Raw genomic sequence first — 10,009 nt, 5'->3', positions numbered from 1 at the left:
GCCGGTGGCACCCGGCTGCCTGGGCGGCTTGGGGAACCGCAGGACCCGGTCCGAGCGGATCCGGCCGACCAGGAGCACGGGCAGGTCGGGCAGGATCCAGGCTAGCCGGGCGGTGTCGTAGCCGGTGTCACAGACGCTCCTATATCTGTCAAGAAGTGGTGGGGGCCATGCGTAGGGGGCGGAGCAGGGTCCAGATCTCGCGGGCGAGGAGTCGTTTGAGGCAGCGGATGATCTCGGCTTTGGTCTTGCCCTCGGTGGTGCGGCGGGTGACGTAGGTGCGGGTGGGTTCGTGGTGTTGCATGCGGACGATGACGGCCCGGTAGAGGGCGGCGTTGGCTTGGCGGTGGCCGCCGCGGTTGAGTCGGTGTCGGTTGCTCATGCCGGAGGAGGCGGGGATCGGTGCGACTCCGCAGAGTCGGGCCCAGGCTGGTTCGAACCGGACTCGGTCGATGTTGTCGCCGGCGACGATGAGCATCTCCGCGGCGGTGTCGGCGCCGACGCCGAACGCGGCGACCAGTTGTGGCACGAGCTGGTTGGTGAGTTCGGCGAGCAGTGTCTCGTGGGTTTTGATCTCGTCGTTGAGTTGCTGCCAGCGGCGGGCGATCGAGCGCAGTGTGTGTTTGGTCGCGGCGAGCACGCTGGTGACTGGGCCGGGTCGGAGGCCGGCGCACCGCTCGATCAGTGCCATCTTCGACAGGGGTTGCAGCTGTTCGCGTAGTTCGGGGCTGGCGGTGACCAGCACTGCCTTGAGGGTGATGATCGCGGCCGTGCGGGCCTTGACCGCGACGTCCTTGGCGACCTTGATCTGGCGGATCATCTCCACCGTGCCGTCGTTGGTCTTCGGGACGCTGGTGGAGTTGCCGGCCAGCACCGAGCGGGCGGCGTTCTCGGCGTCGAGGGTGTCGCTCTTGCCCCGCAGGCGCCGGTGCCGGCGGTCGGTGCGTAGCACTTCGATCACGCCGAGACCGCGTCGGCGGACGGCGGAGGTCAGTCCTGCCCCGTAGGAGCCGGTGCCCTCGATCGCGAAGATCAGCTTCCGGGCGTCGAAGGCGGCGGCCCAGTCGAGCAGTTGCTCGTAGCCGCCTCTGTCGGCGGGGAACGAGCGGGCGTCGAGACGGCCGCCGATGTCGTCCAGGGCGACGGCGACGTGGACGTGTTTGTGGGTGTCGACGCCGATGACGACTCGACGTCGACGCGGGTCGGGACTCATGCTTGACATCGCGGGCTCCAGCTCAGACCAGGGCGACGGGGTGCGTGACGCTGGCCGGCCGGGTGGACGGGACTGTGACGGGACCTGCTGCGATCAGGCTCCTATAAGGTCACTGCCCGCCCGGCCAGCACCACAGGTGCTGCGCCGTCAGGCAGACGACAGATCAACAGCAAGGACACCCGAACCGCGGGGTCAGTCGTAACAGGAGTCAGGCCGCCTGACGGCGACTGAGTGCATGGATCGACGGATCCCAGCTGAAGTTCAGGAAGAGCCAGACGGTTTGCCGTGTTCCCGCAGACCAGGACGTTCTCATCTCGGGTACCTGTATATGCTGCCCTCTGGCGTGGCGGTGGACGCACCCGCCGCCGGGATGGGTATCGATCGGTGGGTCAGTTAGGGTTGAGCCCGCGACCACGGTCCGATGGGCGTACGCGGGACACGTTTGTTGTTGCTCGCGGCCCTGGTCCGGGCGCGGTCGTGGCGGAATGCGCGGGGGCATGACGAGGAGGGCAGCGATGGAGCGGCCGGATTGGGCACCCGAGGGTATAGACCTCAGCAAGGCGAGCGTGGCGCGCGCCTACGACTACTGGTTGGGTGGCTCCCACAACTTCGCGGTCGACCGGGAGTTCGCCCGGCAGGCCATCGCGGCGGTGCCGGACCTTCGATTGGTGGCGCGGGCGAACCGGGAGTTCCTGTACCGTGCGGTCCACTTCATGATCGACATGGGAATCCGTCAGTTCCTGGACATCGGCTCGGGCATCCCGACCGTGGGTAACGTGCACGAGATCGCCCAGAAGGTCGTGCCGGACGCGCGCGTAGTCTATGTGGACATCGATCCGGTGGCGGTGGCACACAGCGAGCAGATCCTGTCCGGCAACGAGTTCGCCGTCGCGATCCGCGAGGATCTGCGCCGGCCGGAGATCATTCTCGACCATCCGGCGACGCGGGCACTGCTGGACCTGGACCAGCCGGTGGGACTGCTGCTGGCGTCGGTCGTGCACGCGATTCCCGACGACGACGATCCGTACGGGATTGTGAACCGGCTGCGTACGGCGCTCTGCCCGGGCAGTTACGTGGCCATCAGCCACGTTACGACCGACAGCCGTCCGCAGGAGATGGGCGAGGGGGCGCGGCTGAGCGGTCGGACAACCACACCGGTCACGGCCCGTACCCGCGCTCAAGTCGAGCGGTTCTTCGACGGGCTCGAACTGATGGAACCCGGCGTGGTGTGGTCACCGCTGTGGCGTCCGGAATCTCCCGAGGATGTCGGGGACCATCCGGAGCGGATGAGTTTCTATGTAGGAGTTGGGCGTACGGTGTGACGGGCCAGCCCGATGCCGCCTCGCTCGCCGACCGGCACCGTCACGGCCTGGACACGTTCGCGAAGGCGTGGGCACAGGCGCTGCACCGGGCGCACTACGTGCCGATCAGTTCCGCCGAGCGGTACCGGATTGTCAGCGCGCTGGCCGAACGGCTCGTCGGCGGCCTACTCGCCGAGGCGCCCGACCCCACCTGCGGGTTCGGCGTTGGGGAGGATCTCGTCGTCGCCGGGTTCGCGTCTCCAGACGCGTTGGGTCGTACGATCGCGGTCCTGAACACCCGACTCGCGGCTGACCTCGGGCTGCCCGCCGACGCCGCGATGTGCGTACGGCTGACCGCGCTGTTGGAAGGACTGGCGGCCGGGTTTACGGCCGCGGTGCACGACCGCAGCCTGGACGCCCAGGATGCCGTCCGCCTGGCCGCGTTGGCCGCGCAGACACGCGCCGAGCAGGCACTACGGGCCAACGAGGCCCGCTTCCGGCATCTAGCCACCCACGACGCGTGGACCGACCTGCCCAACCGGACGCTGTTCGTGGAACGACTGGACCGCGTCTTGACCGCCGGGCCGCCGTCGAGGCGGGTGGGCATGTGCTGCATCAACCTGGACGAGTTCGCCACGGTCAACGACATCCTTGGTCACGACGTGGGCGACCGGCTGCTGGCGGCGACCGCCGATCGTCTGCGGGCCCTCGCCGAACCCTCGGGCCACCTGGTCGCCCGTTTCGACAGCGACCAGTTCGCGATCCTGATCGAGGGCACCACCTGCGCCGAGGACGCTGTCAAGGTCGCCGACCGGGCGCTGACCGCGCTGGCCGAACCGTTCCACATCGACAACACCGAGATACCAGTCACCGCCAGTGCCGGGGTCGCGGAGCGGTCCATCGGGTCCGGCGACACCGCCGAACTGATCCGCGCCACACAGATCGCGCTGCACTGGGCGAAGGCCGACGGCAAGGCCAGGTGGATGCTTTTCGAGCACGAGCGTAGTGCCGCCAATGCCGAGCGCTACCGACTGTCCGCAGCCATGCCGGCGGCTCTGCGCCAAGGTGAGTTCACCCTCGCGTACCAGCCGCTGGTCGACCTGCGCGACGGTCACATCGCCGGCGTCGAGGCGCTGGCCCGCTGGCACCACCCGCGCCTCGGCATGCTGGGCGCCGGGCAGTTCATCGAACTGGCGGAGCACACCGGGCTCATCGTGCCGCTCGGGCGCCGCCTGCTGGAGCAGGCATGCCGGCAGGCAAGCGCCTGGCAGCAGGACGAGTACGACCTCTACGTCAACGTCAACATCGCGGTCCGGCAACTCCACCAGACTGGGCTGGTGGCATCCGTCGCCCAGATCCTCGACCGGACCGGCCTGGCGCCGTACCGGCTCCAACTAGAGGTCACCGAGCACGCGGTCATCGACCTGACAGACCAGATCCGGGCCACCCTATCCGGCCTGGTCGAACTCGGTGTGCGGATCGTGATCGACGACTTCGGCACCGGGTACGCCAACCTGGCCAACCTGCGCGCCCTGCCGTTGCGCGGGCTCAAGCTCGATGCCAGCTTCGCCCGGCCTGCGCCACGGATCGGGCAGCCGCCACCACCGGCCGTGCGCCGGCCGGACGACACGGCCTTCCTGGCCACCGTCGTCGCCCTGGGTCACACCCTCGGGCTCACCGTTACCGCCGAAGGCATCGAAACCGCCAGCCGGGCCCGGCGGATGCGCGCCGCCGGCTGCGACACCGGCCAGGGCTGGTACTTCGGCCGGCCAGTACCACCAGGCGAGATCACCCGGCGCGTCGCCGCCCAGCGACGCTGACCGCCAGCCCGTGAAGCGGGCAGCTGCGTGGGGTCGGCGGGCCGGACCTCGAGGCGGGCGCCGGCGTGGCGGGCGAGGGTGGCGCAGGTGTGGCGCAGCACGTGCGGGCTGATCACGACGGGGATCTCGGCGGTCTTGGCCAGCCGGCGCAGCAGCCGCCAGACGGCGCCGCGGTCCAGGCGTCGGCCGCTGTCGGTGACGACCAGCGGCCGGCGCACCCGGGCGCCGGCCCCACCGACGGGCACCGGTAGCCGGTCGCCGGCCAGGTCCGCCCGGCCGGCAAGGTAGGCGTCGAGGTGATAGGTGACCGGCGGTGGCAGCACGACCAGGTGCGGTTCGTCGCCCTTGGCGACGAACCGGAGCACCCGGTGACCACCGTCGTGGCCGAGCTGGTCGACGTCGGCGCCGACCAACTCGCTGACGCGGATGCCGGTGAACAGCAGCACCGCGACGATCGCGGCGGTCCGGGCCGCCTGCGGGCCGGGTCGGCGTCGGCGCCGGCCTGCAGCGCCATCGCCTGCTCGCGGGACAGGCCGGAGGTGGTGGTGCGGTGCGGGTTGACCCGGGGCTTGCGTTTGGGGTCGATCGCGGCCGGGTTGGCCCGGTCGGTGTACTCCTCGGCGATCAGCCAGGCGTAGAACGCGGACACGGCCGCCAGGCGGCGGGCTCGGGTCGCGGTCGCCGCCCCGGCGGCCTCCTGGGCACGCAGCCAGGCATGGGTGTGCAGCTCGGTCAGCGGGTCGACGCCGGCGTCGGCGAGGAACGTCAGCCAGTGCTGCAGGTCGCCGGCGTACGCGGCGCGGGTGTTCGCCGCCCGGTAGCCGATCAGCCACTCGGCCAGCAACCGCTGCAGCTCGCCGCCAGCGGTGACGCCGGTCGCCGCCGGGCTCGGCGCCGGCTGCGCGGCGGGAAGCAGCTCGCCGGTGAGAGCGATTCCTGTCTGCCCCCTGCGTCCCGGCCACTACGGCGGGCGAGTATTGCAACGGGCACGGGCTCCAGATGATCGCTGAGAATGGACACCCTGCGCCCGGCCACCACGGCGGGCGAGGATCGCAACATGGGACTGGTCAAGCTGGTGCTGACGGCGACGCCAGTGTCTGCCCTCGGCCAGCACGGCGGGCGAGGATCGCAACCGGCAGCGGTAGATCGTCGGCTGGACCCCGGCGGACCGGGCCTGCGCCCGGTCACCACGGCGGGCGAGGACCGCAAACCTGTTCCGGGCCGGGCTGCCGCCGCGCGAGCTGGCCCTGCGCCCAGCCATCACGGTCTTTTAATACCCATGGTGACGTAGCCTACATCGAGGCATGGCTATGAAACTGCCTTCTGGGCGGCATGTATGCGGCCTCTGTTCGCGACATGTAGGTCCTATGTGGATCAGGATTGCTCGTAGGTTGCTCGGATGTTTGCGAGATCCTGATTGTGCGCTTAGAGTTCCTAACAAAGTCGTGCGACATGTCGGTACGTGATGATGCAGGTGGCGAGGGCGAGGAAGGCTTCGTGGATGTCGTCGCGGCGTTCCCACCTGATGCGTAGCCGTTTCATGCCGTGGTACCAGGCGATCGTGCGTTCGACGACCCACCGGACCGTGCCGAGGCCGGAGCCGTGGGGCTGGCCACGGCGGGCGATACGGGGACATGTGCCCTTGCCACGTACCGCCCTGCGGTACTTGTCGTGGTCGTAGGCGCGGTCCCCGAAGAGCTGGTCCGGGCGTTGGCGGGGCCGGCCGCGGCGACCGCGTACGGGCGGGATCTTGTCGATCAGTGGGAGCAGTTCGGTGACGTCGTGGCGGTTGCCGCCGGTCAGCGACACGGCAAGGGGGATGCCGGCGCCCTCGGTCAGGACGTGGTGCTTCGAGCCCGGGCGGGCGCGGTCGACCGGGCTCGGGCCGCTTTTGGGCCGCGTCTGGCGGCCCGTACATGCGAGGAGTCGATCACGGCACGGGACCAGTCGAGCTTGCCGGCCGCCTGCAGCTCTGCCAGCAGCAGCTCGTGCAGGCGCTGCCACACCCCAGCCCGGTTCCACTCCTCCAGACGCCGCCAGCAGGTCATCCCGGACCCGACCCCCAGCTCCCCGGGGCAGGAACTCCCACTGGATGCCGGTGTGCAGTACGAACAGGATCCCGCACAACACCTGCCGGTCCGGGATCCGCCTGCGTCCCGGGTGCCGCGGGTTGCGCTCGCGTTGGGGCAGCAGCGGCTCGATGCGTTGCCACAGCCCGTCCGGCACGATCCACGGCGGCTGCTCACCACGCCTCACAGCCAGACATCGTAGACCACCCTCCACAAGGGACAACAACCCAGAGATCATTTTGTTAGGAACTCAAGGCGGGATAGCGAGGAGGAGGGCGGCGTAGGGTCAGCGGGCGGGGACGATGGGGCCGCGGTGCAACCAGTCGATGAGGTCGGGCTCGGCCAACTTCGCGACCCGATCCTCGTATCGTCGCAGGTCATCTTCGTCGAGCAGGTCCCGCCACTGGCCGCTGACACCCTGGTTGAAGAACCGCTTCGGATCGCGCCACATCGCCGCGACCGGGGTCAGAGCCTCCGCCCGGCCGCACATCGAGTCGAATGTCGCCGCCCGCACCAGATCCGGCCACCGCGACTCCGGCACCTCGATTCCGAGGCGCCCGGCGAGGAACCTCATCTGGCCTTCAAGATCTGACTTCAGATCGTCGTAGTGCAGCAGCAGCACGTTGGGCCGCTCCCGCTCGGCCCAGAACCCCGACAGGTGGTGCAGCATCGACGGCAGGCCCACCTGCACATTGGTGTCCTCCAGCCAGGCCCAGAACCGGTTGTACGCGGACTCCGCAGGCGCCGGAGCCGTATCGGCGGGCTCCTGGGTCGGGCTACCGTTGGCCACCAGCATCGCGTCGAAGGCCTCCTGGGCGACGTTCTGGAAATGGGCGTCCCAGGAGATCGCGACGTCCCGGGGGTCCCGACCGACCGCGACGTAGGTCACCCCATCATGGATGGGCAGCCCGTCGAAGGGCGTATGAGTCTTGATGAAACGGCGATGCCGCTGCGCCTCGTAGAACGCGAAGATGTCGTCCCGGCTGCGAGTCAACATGTCGAGCCAGTAGGTGAGGTCGTCCAGCCGTGCCGGCAGCTCCGGCGTCTGGAAGATCAACAAGGCGCAGATCGTCTGGGTCCACGTCGTCCCGCACTTCGCGGGGGTCGAAACTACGATGTCACCTTCGCGGAACGGGAAACCCTCCCACCGTCCGCTGTCCATGACCTCGTTCTGGTACCGAACCGTCGGTTGGCGCAACGGTCCTCCCTGCTTTTCGGTTGGTCTGTCCATGGTAGACCTAACCTATCGAACCGGACGACCGTCGACCATCGTGCGGGCCGGTGAAGGGCCAGGGTGCGAGCTATCTCGGTGGTTCGAGTTCGAGGGTCATGCCGGTGCTGGTGAAGAAGCCGGCGAGGAGATCGTTCTGTTGCTGACAAGCGCGTAGTTGACGTTTGACCAGTTCAGCGAGGTGGTCGATACCGCAGGTGGCGGTGTTGGTCAGGCCGCGTTCATCCAGCGCCAGACGCCTTCGGTGGGGTTGAGGTTCGGAGCGTAGGCAGGTAACCGGGTCACGGTCAGCCACGGCCGGGCGGTGGTCAGGGCGTGCATGTGGTGGCCGACGCGGGTGTTCAGGTTGTCCCAGATTAGCACTATCGGTGCCCGCAGGCGCTGGTGGGCCTGATCGAGGAAGGCGATGTAGTCGTCCTCGCTGAACGTTCCACCAGCAGTCCACCGCCGTCGCCACAGGCGCACCGACTTCTCGGAAACCCGTAGATCATAAGCGATCTGCGCGGTCGGTACGGACTTCTCGAACATGGTTGCGGCCTGGATCCGGACCTTCTCAGCTTTTTCTTTAAAGCAATACCTGCCCGGCCGAGCCTGATCCTGCCGGTCGTCGCCGGGATCCTACTCGTCACGATGGTGCTGCGCCCAAAAGCATTGATCGCGCTCGGCATCCTGGCCGCCGGCAGCGTCACCGTCGCCGTGGCACAGATCCGTCACCGAGAGCACCACCGGTCCCGGAATCCGGGATACTGCGTTGAAGGAACAGGTGGCCAGTGAGGTGGACCAGAGCGAATGACGGCGCATACACCTTCAACCCCGCCCGGGCCCGGCGCAGCGGCTGCCATCGCCTGGACGCAGGCCAACCGCTGATGTTCCCCGGGTTTGGTGGAGTTGGGTTGGTTGACTGGTCAGGCTCGTCGATCCTTGAGGAGAGACGTGCCGAGAAGTTGCCGCCTGAGTTTCGTCTTAGGGTCCTCGTTTGCTCGGCAAGCAACTCGACGGGTTCGCCGCCACCGAGCACGGCTGGGTGCAGTCCTACGGCTCCCGCTGCGTACGTCCGCCCATCATCTACGGCGATGTCGCCCGCAAGGCGCCGATGACCGTCGCCTGGTCGACGTACGCCCAGTCGCTGACCAGCCGGCCGGTCAAGGGCATGCTCACCGGCCCGGTCACCATCCTCGCCTGGTCGTTCGTCCGCGCCGACCAGCCGCTGGCCGACACCGCCGACCAGGTCGCGCTCGCCCTGCGGGACGAGTGCCACGACCTGGAGGCGGCCGGGATCAGGGTCATCCAGGTCGACGAGCCGGCGCTGCGGGAAACCCTGCCTCTGCGCGGGGCCGACCAGAGGACCTACCTGGACTGGGCGGTGGCGGCCTTCCGCCTGGCCACCAGCGGCGTCTCCGACGACACCCAGATCCACACCCACCTGTGCTACTCCGAGTTCGGCGAGGTGATCACCGCTGCGGTGGACGACCAGGTCGACGCGCAGGCTGGCCCGCGAGTTGACCGGGCAGGGGTGGCGGATCTCGGCCGACACCGTCGCCGACGTTCTGCGTGATGAGGGCTTCACTCTGCAGGCCAACGTGAGGACGATCGAGGGGAAGCAGCATCCGGACCGGGATGCCCAGTTCCGGTATCTCAACGAGCAGGTCAGGGTTCATCAGGCCGGTGGGGATCCGGTGATCAGCGTGGACACGAAGAAGAAGGAGCTGGTTGGCGAGTTCCGTAACGGTGGGCGTCAGTGGCGGCCGATCGGTGACCCGGTTCAGGTCGAGACGCACGACTTTCCGGAGCGGCCGATCGGTAAGGCGATCCCGTACGGGATCTACGACGTGACCGCGGACACCTGCTGGGTCAACGTCAGCTGTGATCATGACACCGCCGCGTCGCGGTCGCCTCGATCCGCCGCTGGTGGCAGACCCGCGGCGCGGGCAACTATCCGAACGCCCGCAGGCTGCTGGTCACCGCCGACGCGGGTGGCTCCAACGGATACCGGACCCGGGCGTGGAAGACCGAACTCGCGACCCTGGCCGCCGAGACCGGCCTTGACATCACGGTGTGCCACCTGCCACCGGGAACCTCGAAATGGAACAAGATCGAGCACCGGTTCTTCAGCCACATCACGATGAACTGGCGCCCGGCTCTGGAGGCGCTCCTTCACCGCCCGCCGGGCCCGCGCCCCAGCCCAGCATCTCCGTGATCGCGTCGTGGCGGCCCAAGCGTTCGGGTAGCTGCCTGCGGCGGCAGCTACCCGAACGCGGGGCCAAGAAGATCGTGGGTGGCGGTGGTCAGGCGCGGCGGTGCAGGTAGCGGGCGCGCCGTCCGGCGTCGTGGAAGCCGAGCCGTCGATAGAGGGCGGCGGCCGGGTTGTCGTCGTTGAC

7 protein-coding genes and 4 pseudogenes are annotated in these 10,009 nt (G+C 68.7%); 5 read left to right on the top strand and 6 right to left on the bottom strand.

What is annotated here, in order from left to right; genetic code table 11:
• Nucleotides 1-148 precede the first annotated feature (148 nt).
• The gene (locus AB0M79_RS36145; protein ID WP_364223284.1) at nt 149-1,219 is read right to left on the bottom strand and encodes an IS110 family transposase; all 1,071 of its coding nucleotides are present in this window, start codon (nt 1,217-1,219) and stop codon (nt 149-151) included.
• 506 nt (nt 1,220-1,725) lie between these two features.
• Here AB0M79_RS36145 and AB0M79_RS36140 point away from each other — a divergent pair.
• Together AB0M79_RS36140 and AB0M79_RS36135 are read left to right on the top strand one after the other, a co-directional pair.
• Nucleotides 1,726-2,532 carry an SAM-dependent methyltransferase gene (locus tag AB0M79_RS36140; RefSeq protein WP_364223281.1) on the top strand — a complete coding sequence of 269 codons (807 nt, stop codon included), beginning with the start codon at nt 1,726-1,728 and terminating at the stop codon, nt 2,530-2,532.
• Complete coding sequence (locus AB0M79_RS36135) at nt 2,529-4,331, top strand: bifunctional diguanylate cyclase/phosphodiesterase (protein WP_364223278.1); 1,803 nt, start codon at nt 2,529-2,531, stop codon at nt 4,329-4,331. The genes AB0M79_RS36140 and AB0M79_RS36135 overlap by 4 nt, the downstream gene beginning before the upstream one ends.
• A 134-nt stretch (nt 4,332-4,465) precedes the next feature.
• On the opposite strand, the pseudogene AB0M79_RS36130 reads toward AB0M79_RS36135, so the two are convergent.
• Together AB0M79_RS36130 and AB0M79_RS36125 are read right to left on the bottom strand one after the other, a co-directional pair.
• A pseudogene (locus AB0M79_RS36130) lies at nt 4,466-4,777 on the bottom strand (integrase); the annotation flags it as partial.
• A 182-nt stretch (nt 4,778-4,959) separates the two neighbouring features.
• Nucleotides 4,960-5,175: pseudogene (locus AB0M79_RS36125) on the bottom strand (site-specific integrase); the annotation flags it as partial.
• Between the two features lie 168 nt (nt 5,176-5,343).
• Here AB0M79_RS36125 and AB0M79_RS36120 point away from each other — a divergent pair.
• On the top strand, nt 5,344-5,622 hold the full coding sequence (locus tag AB0M79_RS36120) for a hypothetical protein (protein ID WP_364223275.1): 279 nt from the start codon (nt 5,344-5,346) through the stop codon (nt 5,620-5,622).
• A 143-nt stretch (nt 5,623-5,765) separates the two neighbouring features.
• Here AB0M79_RS36120 and AB0M79_RS36115 read toward each other — a convergent pair whose 3' ends face one another.
• From AB0M79_RS36115 to AB0M79_RS36105, 3 genes are all read right to left on the bottom strand, one after another.
• Nucleotides 5,766-6,638, bottom strand: a complete 873-nt coding sequence (locus AB0M79_RS36115) for an IS5 family transposase (RefSeq protein ID WP_364223272.1) — start codon at nt 6,636-6,638, stop codon at nt 5,766-5,768.
• Nucleotides 6,639-6,686: 48 nt separating this feature from the next.
• On the bottom strand, nt 6,687-7,562 hold the full coding sequence (locus AB0M79_RS36110; protein WP_364223269.1) for a sulfotransferase domain-containing protein: 876 nt from the start codon (nt 7,560-7,562) through the stop codon (nt 6,687-6,689).
• A 279-nt stretch (nt 7,563-7,841) separates the two neighbouring features.
• A complete protein-coding gene (locus tag AB0M79_RS36105) occupies nt 7,842-8,174 on the bottom strand; it encodes a transposase (protein ID WP_364223287.1) in 333 nt (110 codons plus the stop codon).
• A 481-nt stretch (nt 8,175-8,655) separates the two neighbouring features.
• Here AB0M79_RS36105 and AB0M79_RS36100 point away from each other — a divergent pair.
• Both AB0M79_RS36100 and AB0M79_RS36095 read left to right on the top strand, forming a co-directional pair.
• A pseudogene (locus AB0M79_RS36100) lies at nt 8,656-9,054 on the top strand (5-methyltetrahydropteroyltriglutamate--homocysteine S-methyltransferase); the annotation flags it as partial.
• A gap of 20 nt (nt 9,055-9,074) precedes the next feature.
• A pseudogene (locus AB0M79_RS36095) lies at nt 9,075-9,765 on the top strand (ISAzo13 family transposase); the annotation flags it as partial.
• Nucleotides 9,766-10,009 lie beyond the last annotated feature (244 nt).

It is taken from the genome of Polymorphospora sp. NPDC051019 (assembly GCF_040683055.1).
Lineage (GTDB): Bacteria > Actinomycetota > Actinomycetes > Mycobacteriales > Micromonosporaceae > Polymorphospora > Polymorphospora lycopeni.
This window is presented reverse-complemented; position numbering and strand designations above follow the sequence as displayed.